Annotated in this window: 20 protein-coding genes; 6 read left to right on the top strand and 14 right to left on the bottom strand. The window is 42.8% G+C overall.

Annotated features, from left to right (window positions below):
- The 4 genes from B3M51_RS14175 to B3M51_RS14160 form a co-directional block, all read right to left on the bottom strand.
- A partial coding sequence (locus B3M51_RS14175; protein WP_292760089.1) for a hypothetical protein occupies positions 1-507 on the bottom strand: 507 nt, incomplete at its 3' end.
- Positions 508-769: 262 nt separating this feature from the next.
- Positions 770-1,399: a DUF5666 domain-containing protein gene (locus B3M51_RS14170; protein WP_292479291.1), complete on the bottom strand. Its 630-nt coding sequence runs from the start codon at positions 1,397-1,399 to the stop codon at positions 770-772.
- A gap of 225 nt (positions 1,400-1,624) precedes the next feature.
- Positions 1,625-2,242, bottom strand: a complete 618-nt coding sequence (locus B3M51_RS14165; RefSeq protein WP_292760087.1) for a hypothetical protein — start codon at positions 2,240-2,242, stop codon at positions 1,625-1,627.
- A 205-nt stretch (positions 2,243-2,447) separates the two neighbouring features.
- Positions 2,448-2,807, bottom strand: a complete 360-nt coding sequence (locus tag B3M51_RS14160; protein ID WP_292760085.1) for a hypothetical protein — start codon at positions 2,805-2,807, stop codon at positions 2,448-2,450.
- A 646-nt stretch (positions 2,808-3,453) separates the two neighbouring features.
- Here B3M51_RS14160 and B3M51_RS14155 point away from each other — a divergent pair.
- Positions 3,454-3,672, top strand: coding sequence for a hypothetical protein (locus B3M51_RS14155; RefSeq protein ID WP_292760083.1), 219 nt, complete (start codon positions 3,454-3,456; stop codon positions 3,670-3,672).
- 37 nt (positions 3,673-3,709) lie between these two features.
- On the opposite strand, the gene B3M51_RS14150 is transcribed toward B3M51_RS14155, so the two are convergent.
- On the bottom strand, positions 3,710-4,078 hold the full coding sequence (locus B3M51_RS14150) for a sirohydrochlorin chelatase (protein WP_292479297.1): 369 nt from the start codon (positions 4,076-4,078) through the stop codon (positions 3,710-3,712).
- A gap of 317 nt (positions 4,079-4,395) precedes the next feature.
- Here B3M51_RS14150 and B3M51_RS14145 point away from each other — a divergent pair, with 317 nt between their 5' ends.
- Entirely contained in the window at positions 4,396-5,511 is a 1,116-nt protein-coding gene (locus B3M51_RS14145; RefSeq protein WP_292760080.1) for an HD domain-containing phosphohydrolase, read from the top strand.
- Entirely contained in the window at positions 5,501-8,077 is a 2,577-nt protein-coding gene (locus B3M51_RS14140) for an ATP-binding protein (protein WP_292760078.1), read from the top strand. Before B3M51_RS14145 ends, B3M51_RS14140 begins: the two co-directional genes overlap by 11 nt.
- A 210-nt stretch (positions 8,078-8,287) precedes the next feature.
- On the opposite strand, the gene B3M51_RS14135 is transcribed toward B3M51_RS14140, so the two are convergent.
- From B3M51_RS14135 to B3M51_RS14125, 3 genes are all read right to left on the bottom strand, one after another.
- Positions 8,288-9,178 carry a crotonase/enoyl-CoA hydratase family protein gene (locus B3M51_RS14135; protein ID WP_292760076.1) on the bottom strand — a complete coding sequence of 297 codons (891 nt, stop codon included), beginning with the start codon at positions 9,176-9,178 and terminating at the stop codon, positions 8,288-8,290.
- Positions 9,179-9,283: 105 nt separating this feature from the next.
- A complete protein-coding gene (locus tag B3M51_RS14130; RefSeq protein ID WP_292760074.1) occupies positions 9,284-10,273 on the bottom strand; it encodes a histone deacetylase family protein in 990 nt (329 codons plus the stop codon).
- A 180-nt stretch (positions 10,274-10,453) separates the two neighbouring features.
- Positions 10,454-11,398: a YbgA family protein gene (locus B3M51_RS14125; protein ID WP_292760072.1), complete on the bottom strand. Its 945-nt coding sequence runs from the start codon at positions 11,396-11,398 to the stop codon at positions 10,454-10,456.
- Positions 11,399-11,623: 225 nt separating this feature from the next.
- Here B3M51_RS14125 and B3M51_RS14120 point away from each other — a divergent pair, with 225 nt between their 5' ends.
- Positions 11,624-12,538: a TIGR01777 family oxidoreductase gene (locus tag B3M51_RS14120; RefSeq protein ID WP_292760070.1), complete on the top strand. Its 915-nt coding sequence runs from the start codon at positions 11,624-11,626 to the stop codon at positions 12,536-12,538.
- A gap of 8 nt (positions 12,539-12,546) precedes the next feature.
- Positions 12,547-13,560: a ferrochelatase gene (hemH, locus tag B3M51_RS14115; RefSeq protein WP_292760068.1), complete on the top strand. Its 1,014-nt coding sequence runs from the start codon at positions 12,547-12,549 to the stop codon at positions 13,558-13,560.
- A gap of 58 nt (positions 13,561-13,618) precedes the next feature.
- Here hemH and B3M51_RS14110 read toward each other — a convergent pair whose 3' ends face one another.
- From B3M51_RS14110 to flgA, 3 genes are all read right to left on the bottom strand, one after another.
- Positions 13,619-14,107, bottom strand: coding sequence for a flagella synthesis protein FlgN (locus B3M51_RS14110; RefSeq protein ID WP_292479308.1), 489 nt, complete (start codon positions 14,105-14,107; stop codon positions 13,619-13,621).
- A gap of 15 nt (positions 14,108-14,122) precedes the next feature.
- Entirely contained in the window at positions 14,123-14,437 is a 315-nt protein-coding gene (gene flgM / locus B3M51_RS14105; RefSeq protein WP_292760067.1) for a flagellar biosynthesis anti-sigma factor FlgM, read from the bottom strand.
- 86 nt (positions 14,438-14,523) lie between these two features.
- Positions 14,524-15,228: a flagellar basal body P-ring formation chaperone FlgA gene (gene flgA, locus B3M51_RS14100; protein WP_014706041.1), complete on the bottom strand. Its 705-nt coding sequence runs from the start codon at positions 15,226-15,228 to the stop codon at positions 14,524-14,526.
- A 127-nt stretch (positions 15,229-15,355) separates the two neighbouring features.
- On the opposite strand from flgA, the gene B3M51_RS14095 reads away from it, so the two are divergent.
- Complete coding sequence (locus tag B3M51_RS14095) at positions 15,356-16,309, top strand: chemotaxis protein CheV (RefSeq protein ID WP_292760066.1); 954 nt, start codon at positions 15,356-15,358, stop codon at positions 16,307-16,309.
- A 64-nt stretch (positions 16,310-16,373) separates the two neighbouring features.
- Here B3M51_RS14095 and B3M51_RS14090 read toward each other — a convergent pair whose 3' ends face one another.
- The 3 genes from B3M51_RS14090 to B3M51_RS14080 form a co-directional block, all read right to left on the bottom strand.
- Entirely contained in the window at positions 16,374-17,486 is a 1,113-nt protein-coding gene (locus B3M51_RS14090) for a DUF4340 domain-containing protein (RefSeq protein ID WP_292760064.1), read from the bottom strand.
- 54 nt (positions 17,487-17,540) lie between these two features.
- The gene (locus B3M51_RS14085) at positions 17,541-19,454 is read right to left on the bottom strand and encodes a Gldg family protein (protein WP_292760062.1); all 1,914 of its coding nucleotides are present in this window, start codon (positions 19,452-19,454) and stop codon (positions 17,541-17,543) included.
- 15 nt (positions 19,455-19,469) lie between these two features.
- Positions 19,470-19,919 (bottom strand): ABC transporter permease (locus B3M51_RS14080; protein WP_414673459.1); only part of this gene is annotated, 450 nt, incomplete at its 5' end.

Here is a 19,919-nt window from a genome sequence, read left to right as displayed (position 1 = left end):
TCCTTCATTGTCTAATGGATTAGTGAGCAACTCATCCACTTCTACCGTTAACATCTGTATGCCAGTATCAAGGGTAAATTCCTCGTCTTCTAGGCTGACATGGGTAATATTACCTTTAATAACTGTATCTCTTAGGATGGGAGACATGACGGTAAAATCGATGTCCTGTTCATCCATTGCTCCAGCATAAAAATAGGTATTGGCATTTTTGACGTGCACACTCCCCGCTTCGATAACAGAGTCGTTATAAAAGTTATCATCCATAAGACCCGATACTCTGACGTCGTCCCCTTTTTTAAGCTGGTAACCTTTTCGATCCTCGTCTTCCATTATTACTGTGATGTTACCCTCACCGTAATCAAGCTCAAATTGGTCGGTAGAAACAGAATCCACTTCTCCGTTAATACTGATCCAACTATTATTTTCTTTTGCATATGGATTTTCCGCGGCAGCCGAAGCGCTGAATAGAGCAAAGACTGCAAGAGTCGTAATGTGGGTATTTTTCATAACATCTTCCCGTAATATTTATTCAAATATTTTGTAAATTAAGTGCTTAATTCTTTTGCCCTCTTAATCATTTACGCTGCAAAACAGGATATATCTTGCTTTCAGCAGACTTTGAAAAATTCTATTGTTTTAAAATTTACATACACGGTGAGATTCTTTTCCTCAGTCTCTGAATATACTGTGCTCAATAACCCTGAATTAAATAGCAAATTACATATGAAAAAGGGATTGTCATAATGACAATCCCAGTAATGAAAGGGGCTTACGAAGCACTTTGAAGTGTAGTTACATAATCGGCTTCGAATACCCGTCCTTCAAATAAGTCGTTATCAATTTGACCGTTTACACTGACTCGGTCACCGACGTCTAGTTGGCGATATCCTTCATCATCTAACGGATTCAAGACAAGTTCATCCACTTCTACTGTTAATTCCTGAAGACCGGTATCAAGTGTAAATTCGTCACCACCTACATCGATGCTGGTAATAGTGCCTTTAATAACCGTGTCTGTGACGCTAGGTGAAACCACATCGTAGCCAAAGTCTTCTTCATCAATTGAACTGGCATAAAAATATGTATCAATATTTTTGACATATACGCTACCGGCTTCGATCGTTGTCAGCTTGTAGAAGTCATCATCGATTGTGCCTGAAACTCTTACCTCATCACCTTTAAGCAGCTTGTAGCCATCAGCATCACGATCGCCATCATCCATTTCTACTGAAATCAGTCCATCGCCGTAATCCAGCTCAAATTCATCTGCAGATACCGATGTGACCGTACCATGAATACTAATCCAGCTATTATCTGGTTTTGCATACGGATTTTGAGCGAAAGCTGATGCTGAAAATAAGGTAAACGCTATAAATGTTAGTTTATTTGAAATTTTCATAAGCTAACTCCTTTAAATTAATTTTCTGTTATTTAAGATGTCAGAGGCTTTAGATTTTTAAAGTAATGACACAATTCTTTCGACAGTATTTAATACTGTGATGGGTAATAGTTTTTAACATTAAAAAATATAAGAAAGGTCTATAAGGTAGTGACGAAGAGGATTGCCATAACATTGTTATGACAATCCAACCTTCGTATTTTTAATTTTTAAAGAAGGATTCAATTAAATGTTAGTGACATAATCTGCTTCAAAAACACGGCCTTGGAAAAAGTCATAATCAATCTCACCGTTGACCCTGACTCTGTCACCTATTTCTAATTGCTGATAACCTTCAGTATCTAGTGGGTTGGAAAGAAGTTCATCTACCTCAACGGTCAACATCTGAAGGCCCGTGTCTAAAGTAAATTGTTCATCATCAACGCTTACGCTGGTGATAGTACCTTCAATAAAGGTATCGGTGGTTAGCGGCGATACCACGTCATAACCGTAATATTCATCATCAATAGCACTGGCATAGAAATACGTATCAATATTTTTTACGTAAACGCTACTGGCATCTATAGTCGTAGTTTCAAAGAAGCTATCCTCGATAAGTCCTGAAACCCTGACCTCATCACCTCTTACCAACTTGTAGCCATCAGCATCCCGGTCACCATCATCCATTTCGACCGTAATCGTTCCATCACCATAATCCAGCTCAAACTCATCCGCCGAAACAGAAGTGACCTCCCCATTAATACTGATCCAACTATTGTCGTCTTTGGCATAAGGGTTTTCTGCAATGACAGGAGTTGCCAATAAAGAAAAAGCTGCGAATGTTAGGAAATTTATATTTTTCATCGAATACCTCCAGGATATACATCAGAAAAATTCAAAAATATAAAAAGTAACGCTGTTAACAGCAATGGTAAGCCTAACCCTGCTCGCCATTACAACGCACTTTTAAGATGTTAAAAATATCGAAACTCGCCTTTTAAACGATGGAAGCTCGATCAATCGTAATCCTTAGGGCTTGTTTCTTAATTTGGACAAGGTCAGATTTGAATCACTGACCTTCATAGGGAGTTTCGTCCCCTTCACCCATTTCATGTGCAGGGTGTTGCTGATTTTTAATACTATCTTTATCGCGGTTGTTTTCTTTGTCATACGCTTTGCGATCAGGGGTCACCTTTTTATCACCATGACTGACGTCATCATAATTTTTGGTGGTTCCATCTTGTTTGTTGCGTTTTTCATTATTTTTTTGCTTGGTTCCATTCTGATCCCGATTAGTATTTACAACTCGGTCGCCTTTTTTCTCCCATTCAGGATCATTCGGGTTAGTATCATTTTGATTACCTGCTACAACAGGAGCAGCAGCAAATGCAGTGACAATAGCAGTTGAAAGAAATAGTTTTTTAAACATTTCATTCTCCTTTTATTTATCCAAGTTCTGCTAATAAATTAGCTCAAATTAAAACGTTTGAACGTTTCAAAGTACTTCACTTTAGATAACGCAAGCACTATACCAAGCTGAAAAAGCTTTATTTTAAAAACATTTTTATACTTAAAATTCAACATATTACGCAGATAAACTTGTTACTTACCTTTATAAAAACAGGATGTGGAAAATGATCTCATTTTTGTAATTATTACAAGGGAAATTAGAAAAAATTCATGCTTTAGCACCAGCCAAAAAACGTCAACCAATTTTTATTAATTGACCCTATGCAATATCTCATAAACAAGGAAAATACCGAGATGCTACGAGCATGATTCACTATTGATTTGTATGAGCGCAGAGTACGATGCGAGGTGTAAGAATCACTTTTTCCACCTAAAGAATTATTAAAATGTGGACTCAACCAAACAAGTTAGCTATGCGTTGCGGCTTTGAGGTGGTATGTGTGTTTGCAATCACTAATCGCCATCCGCTTTAACATACCCCCCTTTGAAGGGGCTTTTTTTACGATAAAGGCTGATGTACCAGTTTTGCAGAAAGCCTATACTGGTTGTCATAGAATATTAATGTGATCACTGATTTTAATTATAACGAGTACTGGAGCGCTAACATGTCATCCATTCCACAATGCCGCATTGAAAGAGCTGGTTCTGAAAGCGAGCCCTTTTTTATCATTCATCAGAGTATTGATGGTGAGCGGCAGACGTTAGAAAAGCAGTTTTCCAGTCATCAGCAAGCATTGGACTATATCCTGGCTCAGGGCTGGCAGGTTGAGCGTGAGAGACCTGAAGATTCGATGATCATTGCTTCCAGATTCCTAAAGCCATGATTGCCATAGATTACATTGGCAAATCTTTATCTTAATATCAGGCTCGATTTACGGCGGCAGTTTTCAACATATCTATCATGGCAGTTGACGCCCCAATATGTTCAGCAATCTGAATGTCCACATCCGGGAAGTTAGGACGAACTGCATCTACATCATGAGGAATGTCTTCGGTTACATGACGTCCGGAATTTAGAAAATAAGGTAAAACAGTGATCTGACGAGCGCCATCACGTACGCAGTTTTCAATCCCATCCGCAATCAACGTATCGGCAAGTTCCAGAAATGCGGCTTGCACAATATCGTAATGTTCGGCACATTCCGTTTTTAATTTTTCAGCCAGTGCAATGACTTCATCATTTGAACGCTGACGTCTGCTGCCATGGGCAATAAGTAATAATGCTTTCATCAATATATAGTCCGGTTTTGAATGTGAATTATGCGTGAACAGGTTTAACGATATTGCCAGAATTAATTCTCTTTGAGCTTGATTGGGCTCCCTTCAAAAGCACTATCAAGTTACTTTTGAGGAACATCACAAAGTATTCATGAACACTCGAAACGTAAATAGAATGGACAGCTACGAACTCTGACAGCATAATGCGGAAATAAGAAATGATTGTATTTAAACAAAATAACAGACACGGATTCAAGGATATGACTTCTGTTAATAAAACTGCCACAGCAGGGATGTGACGGAAGGGCAAGCTTGATGAGGAATGTGTCTTGGCAAACCAATATGGTCGTCCTGACAATTTAAAACCTTATGAATCAGCAAGGAGACTGAGCATTCTTAAGAAAACCAAAGAGGTATTGATCGTTGATGATCAATCAACCGGCAGAACTATTTTAGAAAAGATAGTCCAGCAAATTGGTGAAAATATTCATGTCACGGCGTTAAGTAACTCTACTGAGGCACTTCAATGGCTGAGTGAACATGAAGCCGATTTAATTATTACGGATTATCGTATGCCGGAAATTGATGGCATCGAATTTATTCGTCGTGCTCGCCAGATGCCTGCTTTGCAAAGTGTTCCCATCATGATGATTACTGTCGTCAGCGAAAAAGCCGTGCGTTACGATGCACTGGATGCCGGAGCTACTGCTTTCCTCACTCGCCCCATTGATCAAATTGAATGTCGCACCAGCTGTCGTAATCTTTTACAGATGCACGAGCAGCACCTGATCATAGAAGATCGTGCTAATTGGTTGGCACGTCAGGTAGAAATTGCCACTGAACAGATTATTCTGCGTGAAAAAGAAACCATTATTCGTCTAGCCAAGGCGGGCGAATATCGTGATGAAGGTACTGGAAATCACGTTATTCGGATGGCGAAATACTCCCGTTTTATTGCTGAGGCGTTAGGCGTTTTCGACGAACAGCAATGCGAAGATCTTGAATATGCTGCTCCCATGCACGATATCGGCAAAATCGGTATCCCTGATAACATTCTGCTTAAACCTGGCAAGCTGGATGCGGAAGAGTGGGAAATCATGAAAACGCATTCCACCATCGGGCATGAAATACTTTCTGATAGTCAATCGAAGTATATGCATATTGGAGCGGTCATCGCGTTGAATCATCACGAACGCTATGATGGAAAAGGCTATCCTTCTCAATTAAAAGGCGAAGAAATCCCGCTTATAGCCAGAGTAGTATCTGTCGCCGATATCTATGATGCATTGGTTTCGGAACGGCCCTATAAAAAAGCCTGGTCAAACGAAGATGCCTGTCGTTACATTGAGCAAAGTGCGGGTACACAGCTCGATCCAAGATGTGTTCAGGCTTTTTTTGACCGGCTTGATGCAATTCAGCGAATTCAAGCCGAGTATGCTGATTAAAACTCGAGCAATGAATGATAGTTACGCACAGCCACAGGAAAAAAAACTGTTCGGGCGATTTTTAGACAGAATACCCAAAACGGGCGACAGCGAACCCGAACAAGCGATCAAAATCCGACTGACATTGGGTATCGCTTTATTAATTTATTTTTGTCTGCCATGGGGTGCTGACAGAACTTTCTCAGACAATATTGTCAGTCTGCCCAGTCTGATTACTTTGACCTATTACTTACTGGCAGTCGTCATTGCAATCGCTTTGTTTCTCAATCCGAGACCATCCCCCATCAGGAGGGTCTGCGGTATTTTGCTGGATCTGACTGCTTTATCAATTGTAATGTTGATCGCGGGTGAGCAGAGTGTCTTTTTGTTCGTTTTGTATTTATGGGTAATTTTAGGTAATGGTTTCCGATATGGCGTGAACTACCTGTATATATCGCTGATAGTGGGCATCATCGGTTTTTCATTTGCCATTATCAATGGTGAATACTGGCAACACCCTCAGCATGAACCATTTGGTTACAGTCTGATGTTTTTGTTACTTATTATTCCGCTTTATTCAGCTTTTCTGATCAAAAAACTTCATGTCGCAATTGCTTTGTCTAAACAGGCAAATGAAGCAAAAAGTCGATTTCTGGCCAATATGTCTCATGAATTACGTACACCACTTAATGGTGTTATTGGTATTGCAGATCTGATGGCTGAGACCCAGCTGAATAAGCAACAACATGATTTTGTTAAAATCATGAAAACTTCGGCACATACTCTGCTCAGCCTGATTGAAAATGTTTTGGATATCTCCAAAATCGAAGCTGGCAAGATTTTGATCAGCGATAAAAGTTTTGATTTACATCAGCTGTTAAACAGCGTGATTGGCATGCAAAAGCCAATGGCAATCAGTAAAGGGCTACACATTAATTGCTATATTGACCCCGCTCTGCCTTTTTCTATAAACGGCGATTTACAACATCTACGGCAAGTTTTAATTAATCTGATCGGTAATAGTATTAAATTTACTGATCAGGGTGCCGTTAAACTTTCAGCTCAACCAATCCATCGCAAATCAAATCAAAATTTGTGGATACGCTTTGAGGTAAGTGATACCGGGATAGGCATCCCACAGGAAGCTCTGCAACGCATCTTTGATGACTTCACGCAGATCTCTCCTGATACACTGAACAAAGGCGGAACCGGTTTAGGCACCACTATCGCCAAAGAGCTGGTTGAGTTGATGGGAGGTGAAATTGGGGTAACCAGCGAAGTCGGTGAAGGCACGCTTTTCTGGTTTGAAATGCCCTTCACTGCCAATGAGACAAATGAATTAACTTTATCTGAGAGCCCTATGCTGATTTTAAGCACCGATTCACTGCATGACCTTATTAAACCTGTTATCAATGACTGGTCAGTGAATTACCAGCATGTCGACACTACCGCCAAAGCATTTTCAGTATTGATTCGAGCAGCAGAGGAGCAATCGCCTTATCAAACCGTTATGATTGATCAGGATTGTATGCATGACATCGATCCGATTCAATTTGCCAATATGATCCATGGTGAACCTTTACTTGCCAATACAGCACTGATTCTGTTGAATCCATCAGATTTCAGTAAACAGGATCCAAGACTGCGCCATCATTTTATTTCCATTGTGCATGATGTTAAGGAAAAACCTGTTCTTTTTAATGCCATCCACGCAGCACAGAGTAATCATGCCATTCAGGATGAAAAAGTCATTACCCTGGCGCAACACTACGCAGCACAATCCTATGCTAAATCTTTAAATATTCTTATCGCAGAGGATAACCTGGTCAATCAGCAGGTGTTGGAAGGAATTCTTCGTCATGCAGGGCATCAGGTCATTCTGGCCAGTAGTGGCGAACAGGCTCTGGATGTTCTCAGTCAACAAATTGACAGTGTTGAAATGCTGATTCTGGATATGAATATGCCAGATTACAGCGGACCCGAAGTTATCCGTGCCATGCGCTATATGGATACTGGACATGATATCCCTATTATCATTCTGACCGCCGATGCAACCCCTCAGGCTAAACAACGTTGTCTGGAAGCGGGAGCAAATGAGTTTCTGACTAAGCCAATAGATTCCCGTTCATTACTGGAATCCTTAGCCCGTCTGGCTCTGGAACATCAAATCAATGCAAAACCTGGCAAAGCAAACAGTCAGCCGGCAGTTTCTTCAGAACAATGGTGTGATCATCAGGTGTTGCTAGAACTCTCTGAGTTAGGTGGCGGCGAAGCTTTTTTACAGCTTTTGCTGAATGGTTATAGAGAAGATGGCACCAAACACCTGCAATTGATTCTGCAATCAGCCCATGACGATTACCTGACCTATCGTGAAAGCCTGCATGCTTTGAAAGGATCATCTTCTGAATTAGGTGCGAATAAAGTTGCCGAGCTTTGTCGTCAGGGAGAGTCTTACAAACCTTTCGATATTGGATCTGATGAATTAATTCGCCTGACTAACAAACTGGAGCATGCTTTTTCTCAAACACTGACAGAATTAGAGCTTGCCCTTAAGCATCAAGGACAATCACAAAAAGCAGATCATTAGGACCTGTTTATCTTTCATCACAAAGCTGTGGTTAAGATAATCCCAGTGCACTGTAAGTTATGGCTGATAATGCCTCACATCACGTTGCAGGACGTTTTGTGAAGCACAATTCTAAACAAACGAGACACCTCGATGTATCTCGCCAAATTAACCTAGTTAAACATTAATAAATGTTTCTTATTTCACAACATGAGTGGCGGTGAAACTAGATTACCCTTCGCTGTTTGATTTGGCAGTCTGGCGGTTCACCAGTCGCGTCATCATCCGGATATCCTTGCTGGTCAGGTTTAAAGCAGCGTCCGCCCAGATATTGGCTATCGCTACTAGCTCTTCATAGCTCACGGTATTACATAAATCTTTAATACGTGACATCGCTTTATAGCTGTTTGGTGATTTTTTGGCGGCTTTAATGTATTTGTATAAAGCCAGCTCGCCTTCACCTTTTTCGGCCAGAATATCGATCGCACCCATTTCATAAAGTTCTTCTGCGGTATATAAAGCACCCGAAAGAATCATTTTTTCAGCATTGGCCGCCCCGACTTTTCGGGATAACAATGTATAAGCCCCCATTCCCGGAAACAGATTAAATAACACTTCCGGCAGACCCAACTTCACGCCCCGCTCAGCAATAATAATATTACTCGATAAAGCCGCTTCAAACCCACCTCCCAATGCATCCCCCTGAATCAGACTGACAGTAGTCAGGTCACAATCAAAATGGAACATATTGTCGTAGAGGATATCAACGCAATGAATGGCATAAGCCAGCAAGGCTTCACGGTCACGTTTTTCAATCAGGGAGGTAAACAGGTTTAAATCGCCCCCCAGATTAAACACACCATCAACACTGGAACCCACAACCAGATAATCATATTTTTCATGATTGCTCTGTTGCATCTCGGCTTTTACATTCGCCAGATAATCCGAAAGTTCATTGAGTAAGGTAGGGGTAAAACATGGCCTGGGAGCGGCATTCATCATGAACCAGCCAATCTTATAGGTCGGGTCATAATAGGTATTTAGATGTTGATATTGCTTTCCTTGATTCTGGTCTAGACCAGCCTCGTTCTCATCTCTGAGTTTAACAACAGCGTTCATCATTTTCTCCTTAAAAGGGCTTGGGCTGCCAATCAACAAGTGACTGATATTTGTCACTAAAATGTTTCAATTAAGGATTAGCACGAACTGTGCCGTTAATCACAAAAATTATTCGCCAGATGAAACTATCTGCATCAAGGTTTTCAAATGCGCCACACTGGCCTTGGCATTACCTGTCAGGTTGTAGCCCCCTTCCAGTACCGAAACCAGTTTGCCATCACAGTGCTGTTTGGCAAGTCGCAGCATGATCTCCGTCAGTTGGATAAAGCCCTGATCGGAAACTTTATAACATCCCAGCAAATCGTCTTCCCGGCTATCAAATCCGGCCGATAACAGAATCATATCGGGTTTGAATTCAGTTACTGCTGGAATCAGTTTTTCTTCGAATGCAGCGATGATTTCTTCATCCCCTGAACCACAGGGCAAATGCACATTTATATTAAAGCCCTTGCCGGAACCAGTGCCGGTTTTCTCGGGAGACCCCGTACCGGGATAAGCTTCAGAATCATGGGTGGAAAAAAACAATACAGATGGATCATGATAAAAAGCCCATTCAGTGCCATTGCCATGATGGTAATCCCAATCCACAATTAAAATTCGTTTTAACTTATAGCGTTTTTGAGCATATCTTGCCGCTATAGCAACATGGTTGTAATAGCAGAACCCCTCCTCCTTACCGGTGTTGGTTGCGTGATGTCCTGGTGGTCTTGAAGCACAAAAAGCATTATCCAGCAAACCTTTACAGACTGCGTCAACCGCCACCAGTACGCCTCCTGTGGCCAACATTGCAGCTTGATGCGCGTCTGGATCGTGACGTTTTATTGACGCTACATGATTTGCTGAATGAATAAGCAATAATTCAGATTCAATTTTGCTTTTGGGTTTTAACAATGTGACCTTGGATAGCAACTCACTGACCTCCAGCTCATCCCGCAGACGCCGATATCTGGCAGGAGATTCTGGATGTTGGGGCATAATATGATGGTTGGCAAAACCGGGATCCAACACCAGACCAGTCAATGCTGTTTGGTTTATGGCTGAAGTTTTGCTGCTAACAGCACTTAATATACCGAGTTTTAATAGATCCCTGCGCTGCATATCTGATATCCCGGACTGGCTTCAATTTCAGTCATTTTTAGAAACTGATACAACTTCGCTTCACCATACACTCCCATTGCTACTTATTTCAAAAGCATTGTTTGCAATAGTGGTTTCACGACGCTATTGCTGCAGAGAATCACGTCAAAATACAGGGATTTTCAGTTTTATTTATGCAGTTTATATTGCATTTCTCAGGCTCAACGCATCAGGATATGGCTGCAGATAGGCCTGTTTGGCAATGTAAGCATCTGGATGGTTATTGAAATGATGTTTTAACAATGTAATCGGCACTATCAGCGGTAACTCTGCCGTGCGGTAACGATGAATGATATCGGCAAGTTCCTGCTTCTCTGCGCTTGAGAGCTTTTTCTTTAGATAGCCCTGCAAATGCATTAACACATTAGTATGTGTTTTTCGGGAGGCGATTTTAGATAAAACTGTCATAAGCTCAGTGAAATAGTGTTCTGCCAGAGTTTCAATCTCATGCTTTCCTGCATCCGCCAGCATTCGTCCCAGTTCGGCATAATGTTTGGGAGAATGAGCCATTAAGGAATATTTATAACGTGAATGAAAGCTAATCAATTTATGATGGGTTAAACCACTGCGAACCAGCTGTTGCCAGTCATAATAGGCGAAAACCCGGGTAATAAAGTTTTCACGTAATAATGGATCATTCAGTCTGCCGGACTCTTCCATTGGCATTAATGGATGGGCTTTTTTTAATGCATCAGCATACAAACCTCGCCCTGTTTCAGCCGCCGGATAACCGTTTTCCTGATATACCTTGACTCGAAACAAACCACAACTCGGCGAGTTTTTCATAAAAATATAACCACATAAATCACTATGTTCATTGGCTTTTTGCTGGCCAAAAGCCGTCAACTTTTCTGTGTAATTCAAACTGTAATCATGCACTGCAACCGCCTGTGGTGCTTCCACATTGCCAACCAGACGAATAGGTTTGCGAGGTATTCCCATACCAATACCCACTTCAGGGCACTCGGCAACAAACTCAAAAAAACGTGACAAACTGTCAGTACATAGACGCAAATGTTTATGTCCGCCATCAAATCGCACGGATTCACCCAGTAGACAACTGCTGATTCCTACTTTAATTCGCATCAATTACTCGTTAAATACTCAATCTAAGGTTTAATCTTAACTCAGGGTATGTCGATGTTTCATAGTCATACCCCAAAGGGCTGGGACTATTTTTCCACCCTACGGTGATGGAAAAAATAGCCTCCAGCAGTGGTGGTTATTAAAAATCAATAGGCCCTTGGTAAACTTTGCCAGCTGTTATGACTCTATACAAGGAATAATCATAACTATTCAAAGGAATTTATCATGGCGGCTTTTTTAATAACCGGTGCAACGGGACTCATCGGCCAAGCGCTGTGTCAAAGACTTTTAAACAATGGCGAGACAGTTTTTGCATTAAGTCGTAATTGTCAGAAAGCAGCAAAAATACTTGGTTCCCAGGTGCAGTGTTTTGAATCCGTCGATTCAATACCGGCAGATCATCATATTGATGTAGTCATTAATTTGGCCGGTGCACCGATTGTTGATAAACGCTGGACCGATGCCCGTAAGCAAATATTACTGAAAAGCCGGGTCGACTATACACGTGACCTGATAGATAAATTGTCCAAACGCTCCAGCCTCCCTCACAGTTTTATCAGTGGTTCAGCAGTAGGCTGGTATGGAAATCAGCACGATACGATTGTTACAGAAAGTACTAGCTTCAAACCAGAATTCAGTCATGAATTATGCGAACAATGGGAACAAGCCGCTTTGTCTGCAGAATCTCTTGGAATCCGAGTCGCTATCGTTCGCACGGGATTAGTAGTGGCACCGAATGGTGGTTTTCTGAGCAAAATGACGCTGCCCTTCAAAATGGGTTTGGGTGGACCAATAAGTGACGGTCAACAGTACATGCCATGGATTCATCTCGATGATATCTGTAGGTTATTTTTATTTCTGGCTGAAAATCGCTCACTTACAGGAGTTTATAATGGCGCAGCTCCCCGTCCGGTAAGCAATCAGCAATTCAGCAAAGCACTTGCCAAAACGCTAAACCGTCCAGCTTTCTTCCGGGTTCCGTCCTGCGTACTGAAAGCATCAATGGGAGAGATGGCTGATTTGTTACTGGGTGGGCAACGTGCAATCCCGGAAAAAGCTCAAGCTGCCGGCTTTGAATTTCTCTATACTGATATCCAGAGTGCGCTGAACGACGTGCTTAATTCTTCTGACTCAAAATAATAATTATCATGACGCAACGTGCAGTTTTATTAGTAAATCTTGGTTCACCGGATCAGCCTGATCCCCCTTCCGTAAGGCGCTACTTAAATCAGTTTCTGATGGATCCCTATGTGATCCAGCTACCCTGGCTGCTAAGACGGTTTATTGTCAGTGCCTTTGTTCTGCCGACCCGTCCAAAAGCCTCTGCCGAAGCTTATCGGAGTGTATGGACCGATACCGGCTCACCGCTGATTGTATTATCTGAAAAATTACATAAAGCCGTTCAGCAACAGGTTGATATGCCGGTGGAGCTTGCCATGCGATATGGAAATCCCAGTATTGAAGCGGGGTTACTAAAGCTTGCCAGGATTGATGGCATTAAAGAGGTTTTATTCGTTCCGTTGTATCCGCATTTTGCCGACAGTACCGTCACTACCTGCATTGAAATGGCCAAGCACGTCATAGCCAAACATAAACTCGATATTGTCTTAACGATCAAGCCTCCCTTCTATCAGGAAGAAGGCTATATCAATGCCCTGGTTGAACAAACTCGTCCCTACTTGATGGAAGAGCATGATCATTTGTTGTTCAGCTATCATGGTTTACCTGAGTCTCACATACTGAAACGGGACCCCAGTGGCCAACATTGTCTGCAACAGGCCGATTGTTGCAACAAACCACATGTGGCTCATGCCACCTGTTACCGTCATCAGGTAATGACTACAACGGCTGCTTTTGCCGAAAAGGCACAACTCCATCCGGAAAAATATTCAGTCGCTTTTCAGTCCCGACTGGGCAGAGCCAAATGGCTGGGGCCTAACACCGAAGATCGTTTAATTGAATTGGCACAAAAAGGCACAAAAAACGTTTTGGTCATGTGTCCTGCATTTGTGACAGACTGCCTGGAAACTCTTGAAGAAATTGCGATTCGAGCTGAAGAAGTGTTTATCGAGGCAGGTGGTCGTTCATTAAAATTGATACCATGCCTTAACGATGATCCGGTGTGGGTAAACCTGTTAGCCCAGTGGTGTGAAACGCCTTAGGACTTGTGATCTTTCATCTCCAGCAGTGGTGGCTATGAAAGATCAACAGACCTTAGGATCACACACGACCAATCAATGGTTGACGAACAACTGCACTGGTATATTCCCCCCCCGGGCCATAAGCACTTGACTCTGGATCCCGCCCCCTAAGAACAGAGATAGCGCGTTGCAGATATTGGCGGTTAATACTGACGATGCCGCCATTAACCTGATTTTTTTGCTGGCAGATTTTGGCAACAGCCTTTAGATTCTTTATTAACTGAGTTAACGCCAATGCGTCATCTTCAGTTTGATTATCGATGAACGCTTCGAGGCCTTGTTTACCGGTAGGGAAGCCAGTAGAGGTTAACACTGCATCCCGTTGACGGCTATGCTGTTCGAGCTTCATGATTAGCGGCTGTTTTTTATTATTGATATCGGTGATGGTAGCGATATCCGATAGAGCAAGGGCTTGACGCTCCGCGACCAGTAACTCGGCTAACTGTTTGGCAATATTGAGTTCAGACTGTAAAACGCTGTGCAACTGTTGTCCGGGTGACATAGCCATGGGAGGGTTCCTTTTTTATAGGTTACCCTCAAAATCAATCATGTTCCGTGCCAACTTTTGACTATCAACCTGATAGCTTCCATCTTCAATAGCTGCACGTAAAGCAGCCACTTTTTGTTCATCCACCACAGGCAAAGCGGCAATTTCCTGTTGCAGGGATTGCAGTTGTGTGGCCGTTGTCGTCAGGCTGATCTTGTCTGTTGAGCTGTTACCACTGGATTTGACCTGATTTGATGCAGTTTCTGTACGTTTATCTTCAACATTGACGTTTCGTGTCGAGCTGACCCCGCCACCCTGTGTTGGTGGTTTTATATTGTTAATATCCGACATAAAAATGTCTCCATATTGGTTCTATACGTTTTATCGGAACGAATTGAAAAAACTTTAATATAATGTGATTCGATCCAGAGTTTTCTTCACATTGTAACGCGTACCACACCTGGACCATCTACTACACCTTCGACAACTCTCTCTGACGAGAGGTTTTTCACACGAACGCGATCTCCCAGGCTGGCATCAGACATCGCTGTGCCCTGCATTCTGACTTCCATTGTTCCTGCACTAGCCACCAGTACAATTGACTCACCTCTTTTTACAATATTCAGCGGCCGCAAATGATTTTTCTGTATAACCGTGCCTAAACCCAGTGAATATTTAACTTGCTGTCCCACCACAGCGGCAATATTTGCCATATAGCCTTGCCGAAGCTTGCCAATATCATGTTGCTCAATCCGCAAATCCTGTTTCGTTAAAACATGATTTGCTGAAACGGGTCGGGCAATCACCACCATGGGCCGCATTACTTTGATTTGTAAAGGAATATAAACTGTCCAGGCCACAGGCTCCTGACAACGCACACCCACGGTCACATTGCCGGCAGTTGCGATATCCCGATTACTGAACGCTTCCAGTCCTTTTTCACAATGCTGCAAGCGTAACCGTTTATCTAATGGTGTGACACTGACCTGAGGATTGTTAAATCGAGTCTGTGCCTGAGCTAAAGTATAGGTGAATGCGGTGTGCTCCACATCAGCCAACGATTGTAAATTGTCAGCCTGCGCAGTAAGTGTCAATAAATTGGCACTTAACACAAAACAAACACTACATAGTAATTTATACATCAATATCCTCCGGCAAAATGCACGGCAAATGAACACACGGTGATAACTTGCAACTTTCATTCCGATATTTACGGTTCAGAAATGAAGGTTACTGCCGTTATACTCTTGCAGTAATCAGGAGAAATTTATGGCAAGCATGATCGATGGTATTGACCAACGCACCCAACTAGCCGGTCAGAACCGGTTAGAGCTCTTATTGTTCAAGCTGGGAGGCATCCAACGTTACGGTATTAATGTATTTAAGGTTCGCGAAGCGATTGCTTGTCCACCATTAACACAAATGCCGCATTCACACCCAGTCGTTCGAGGTGCCGCGCGCATCCGCGATAAAACCATCAGTATCTTTGATTTATCCCAAGGTATTGGCAAAAGGCCCGTGATTAATCCTCATGAGCATTTTGTCATTATTACTGAATACAACCGTAACGTGCAGGGCTTTCTGGTCAGCGAGGTGGATCGCATCGTTAACGTTAGCTGGAAAGATATTCTGCCACCTCCCAGTGCTTCAGGTTCATCGCATTACATGACTGCAGTCACCAAAATTGATGATGAACTAATCCAGATAATTGACGTGGAAAAGGTCATGTCAGAAGTATTGGGCATCGATGACACGGTTTCAGCTGATTTGGTAACTCGTTTCGCAGAAGCCAATGCTGAACATCAACATCATATTCTGGTGGCAGATGACTCAAGTGTTGCCCGCAACCAGATACGTCGCACCATGGAACAGATTGGAGTCAGTTGTACCATTGTGAATGATGGCAAACAGGCATTGGATCAATTAAAAGCATGGGCAGCCGAGGGCATTGATGTCAGCAAGCATATCGCTATGTTGATTTCCGATATTGAAATGCCAGAAATGGATGGTTACACCCTCACAACGGCTATCCGCCAAGACCCAAATCTGAAAGATATTCGTATTTTGCTGCATACATCAATGAGTGGCACCTTTAACAATGCATTAGTTGAAAAGGTTGGCGCCGATAAATTTATTGCCAAATTCGCCCCCGATGATCTCGCAATCACCGTCCAGGCGTTATTGGAAGAATGGCGGGATAAAGATAAGGCCGAAACAGAATAAGGCTGAACCTACATAAAAAAAGCCCCGAATAAGGGGCTTTTTTTATGACTTACAAACGACCAGTTTACGGACCAAAACCACCGGCAGGCATCGGGATAACCTGATCCTGTTCGGTAACCATATCAGCCTTGGCACGCATCAGGTTGTTACCAACAAAACCGCCTAAACGATAAACCCAGGGTTCAACCTTTTCATTAATTTCTGCAACTTCCTGTTGCACTTGCTCAGGTGTTTTTAATACATCCAGGCTGGCAATTGCTTCGGGTACTTCAGGCACAGCATCCGGGGCATACTCTGCTTTGAATGTAGAAAAGTAAAAACCATCATTAAACGATGTCTGAGCAATAACTTTTAAGCCATCATAAGTGAGGAATTCTGCTCTAACCACCTCAGCATCACCGCGAGAAAAGTCACCAACTGGTTGAACGTCTTCCAGACGCATTTGGAATAAGGAACCTGCAATATCGTAACCAAGCTGTTCATAACGAAACACGGTTTCTTCACGATCTTCCGGCGTGCCGAATTTATCTTTCTGCCCTAAATTCACTAAGGTTGCAGTATCACCATTTGGCTGAATGATATCCACTCGGGCAACCCGTTCACGTGCAATGTCCATAATCAGGGCATCAATCCAGTTGAGCATCATCGGACTGAACTGAAAGTAGCCTTCAGCCAGATAACTGCGCTCCTCATTAACACGGCGCAAATAGAACTGTTGTGGACCAGAGGCATCCGCGCTTAAATCACGTGCTTTTCCCAAAACAAGACCCGCCACTTCCTGTTGGTCATTGAATAACTTAATGACAAATGAACTGCCACCTTCTTCTGCTCCTTCCACGCCCAATACTGGATACAGTTCAGGATTATCGGTTTTCAGCTCAAGAATTCGGGCATCGGCCAAATCAACCAGCATCCTCCTGACCAAATCATCATCGGCAGGATAATTATGATAATCAGTAATGAACCATTGTTCATCATCACGACTCAGGCTGAACTCATCCTGCTCACTTTTAAATGTAATGTTATCCACATCACTGAGCTGTTCAAATAACTCAGGAAACAACAATGAAAAGTCATCACTGGTATCTTCGGCTTTATATATGGTGACTAACATCCAAACCACCATCAGCGCAGTGAGGATGGCGAGGATAGAAAGACTATTAAGTTTTTTCAGCATCTGTAGAACCTGTCTGTTCAGTTTGATACAAGCGTTATTTAACGCATGCAGAATTTAAGATTGGTAACGGCCGCGAGTACGCTTACGCACTCTTAACCATCCGGTAATCAGTGCCAGTATCGCCACCACTATCGGAATCAAGCCGATATTGATGAATTTGACCAACGTTTCCAAATGATCGATATCTTTACGCAAGTTACCTTTTACCGCCCGTAATTCTAATTCCGTACGATCGGCAATCGCCCTGAATTCAGCAATCTCTTTCTGTTGTTCAGGTGTCATGATCTCGGCACCAGAACCATTTCGCTCTACCTGCATGCGAGCGATACGTTGCCGGGTTTGCTGTAATTTATTTTCCAGTTCCCGCTCTTTTGCCCGGTAGAGTCTCTCAGCTTCACGCTGTAATGCTTCGACACGGACAAATGGACGAGTGAAACCAGTACGGGAGCGTACACTGATCAGTCCCTCCGCGCCGGTTAACTCTTCGATAGCGTTATGCACAAAATCGATGTTATTAGAGGTATTAAAGGCTAAATCTTCGCCATAGAAATCCTGCATAATGACCCAGAATCTGTCATCAAGCAGATCCACATCTGCAATAGCAATGACATCAATGCCATTTTCAGATTCATTTACATGATCAGGCATTTTGGCTTTAGTTCTGTTATCGCCCTGTGCACCATCCGGAAAGGCAGAGCGAGCCTGACCCTCAATACGTACCGCCAGTGGATAACTGATCGTTCCCTGCTCATATTTGGTCAGCAGAGCCACCGGATCATTACGGAATTGCACTACCCGTTTATCCACCAGCATGGCCTCGTCACTGGAACTCAACAGAGGAGTTACTTCAGTTGTTTTGTCATCCAGAATTTTGAAATGTCCGGCGGTAGCCACATTTATCTTGCGTAATTTCGAGGTTATGCGTTGTTCGGAATTCATGTTCTCCGGAGTCAAAGCATTCCATAAGACGTATTCAATTGGCTGATTATTGCTACGGCCACCAAAATCGACCTGCCGTGCGGTTTTTCTATCCGCAACAACATCAGAGATGTGACGTTCCACCCCCCAGGTAGTCAGCAACTCAGGCATGTTCGAGCTACGATTTGCGACCATTGCTGCCATAGGGTTTTCAGGATCTTTCTCCGGTACATCCACTTCCGCATATGGATCCACAAAGGTAATTAATTTCCCACCCCGCAACACATATTGATCAATGGCATATAAGGTTTGCTCAGGCAATTCCTTGGGATGCACAACCATTAGCAAATCAACTGATGATGGAATACGACGAATGTCTTCCGGTAACACAGAAACATTAAACATCTCACGCAATTTACCCATTACTGCCCAGGGTTTTGCGCCACCTTCAGTATCCAGCTGGCCTTCTAACGGATCGTAATCTTCACCATCAATAGGCAATGAACTCATGACCGCTACATTTTTACGTTCTACGTCAGACAATTGATAAATTAAGCGCGTCAGATCATATTCAAGTACGTCTTCCATTTCAGGTTGAAAGAAACGGATACGTTCCAGACCATCCAATATATTGGTACCGGCTACGCCGAAGAATAACGGATCTGTTTCTCCTTCGATTGGAATCGATTGCAAACCGTATTGCTTAGCCCGCTGCTCGTGATCGGTAAAAGGTTTTGGATTAATAATTTTGACCTGAATCATGCCATCTGAAGCACGTTGATATTCCATCAACAGTTCCTGAACACGTTGAGCATAGGCTTTTAATGATGGCAAAGCCTGAGCTACCTGCTCGGAATAGTAGAACCTTAGTGTAATGGGCTGCTGTAACGAAGACAGAATGTTCAGCGTACCTTCAGATAAGGTATACAGTTTGTCTTCAGTCAAATCGACCCGGGCCGATTTAAAATTGCCGTTTACCACAATAATAAAGGCAATAAAAAGAATAACGGCCAGAATCAAACCGGTTTTGGATAATAATTGTTTATTCATTGCTGACGGGTGCTCCTAATCGGCTTTACGTGCATTCACTATCAAGGCGTTGGCAAACAACCAGATAGTGATAAGCGCTGCGAAATACAATATGTCACGTAAATCAATTACCCCTTTGGAAATCGCATCAAAGTGGGTCAGAAAACTAAATGAACTGATCGCATCAACCAGTGGTTGTGGAGCCCAGCTACTAAAGAAATCCAACACAATGCCATAGCCCGCCAGCACAAATATCAGGCTGACAATCAAGCTCAGCACAAACGCAATAACCTGATTTTTAGTGGAGGCTGATACACATGAACCGATGGCCAGAAAACCGCCTGCCATCAGGAAACTGCCGATAAAACCGGTGAAAATCACGCCGTTATCCGGGTTACCCAAATAATTTACCGTAATCCAAAGCGGGAAATTCAGAATCAATGCCAGACCGGTAAACGCCCAGGCAGCAAAGAATTTGCCCAGAAC

It is taken from the genome of Methylophaga sp. UBA2689 (genome assembly GCA_002354555.1).
Taxonomy (GTDB): domain Bacteria; phylum Pseudomonadota; class Gammaproteobacteria; order Nitrosococcales; family Methylophagaceae; genus Methylophaga.
Note: the sequence above shows the minus strand (reverse complement) of the source record. Positions and strands in the feature narration are given on the sequence as shown.

Excerpts from the sequence above, each read along its gene's own strand:
- B3M51_RS14170 (WP_292479291.1), bottom strand. The coding sequence starts at position 1,399 with ATGAAAATTTCAAATAAACTAACATTTATAGCGTTTACCTTATTTTCA.
- B3M51_RS14165 (WP_292760087.1), bottom strand. The coding sequence starts at position 2,242 with ATGAAAAATATAAATTTCCTAACATTCGCAGCTTTTTCTTTATTGGCA.
- B3M51_RS14160 (WP_292760085.1), bottom strand. The coding sequence starts at position 2,807 with ATGTTTAAAAAACTATTTCTTTCAACTGCTATTGTCACTGCATTTGCT.
- B3M51_RS14155 (WP_292760083.1), top strand. The coding sequence starts at position 3,454 with ATGTCATCCATTCCACAATGCCGCATTGAAAGAGCTGGTTCTGAAAGC.
- B3M51_RS14150 (WP_292479297.1), bottom strand. The coding sequence starts at position 4,078 with ATGAAAGCATTATTACTTATTGCCCATGGCAGCAGACGTCAGCGTTCA.
- B3M51_RS14140 (WP_292760078.1), top strand. The coding sequence starts at position 5,501 with ATGCTGATTAAAACTCGAGCAATGAATGATAGTTACGCACAGCCACAG.
- B3M51_RS14135 (WP_292760076.1), bottom strand. The coding sequence starts at position 9,178 with ATGATGAACGCTGTTGTTAAACTCAGAGATGAGAACGAGGCTGGTCTA.
- B3M51_RS14130 (WP_292760074.1), bottom strand. The coding sequence starts at position 10,273 with ATGCAGCGCAGGGATCTATTAAAACTCGGTATATTAAGTGCTGTTAGC.
- B3M51_RS14125 (WP_292760072.1), bottom strand. The coding sequence starts at position 11,398 with ATGCGAATTAAAGTAGGAATCAGCAGTTGTCTACTGGGTGAATCCGTG.
- B3M51_RS14120 (WP_292760070.1), top strand. The coding sequence starts at position 11,624 with ATGGCGGCTTTTTTAATAACCGGTGCAACGGGACTCATCGGCCAAGCG.
- hemH (WP_292760068.1), top strand. The coding sequence starts at position 12,547 with ATGACGCAACGTGCAGTTTTATTAGTAAATCTTGGTTCACCGGATCAG.
- B3M51_RS14110 (WP_292479308.1), bottom strand. The coding sequence starts at position 14,107 with ATGGCTATGTCACCCGGACAACAGTTGCACAGCGTTTTACAGTCTGAA.
- flgM (WP_292760067.1), bottom strand. The coding sequence starts at position 14,437 with ATGTCGGATATTAACAATATAAAACCACCAACACAGGGTGGCGGGGTC.
- flgA (WP_014706041.1), bottom strand. The coding sequence starts at position 15,228 with ATGTATAAATTACTATGTAGTGTTTGTTTTGTGTTAAGTGCCAATTTA.
- B3M51_RS14095 (WP_292760066.1), top strand. The coding sequence starts at position 15,356 with ATGGCAAGCATGATCGATGGTATTGACCAACGCACCCAACTAGCCGGT.
- B3M51_RS14090 (WP_292760064.1), bottom strand. The coding sequence starts at position 17,486 with ATGCTGAAAAAACTTAATAGTCTTTCTATCCTCGCCATCCTCACTGCG.
- B3M51_RS14085 (WP_292760062.1), bottom strand. The coding sequence starts at position 19,454 with ATGAATAAACAATTATTATCCAAAACCGGTTTGATTCTGGCCGTTATT.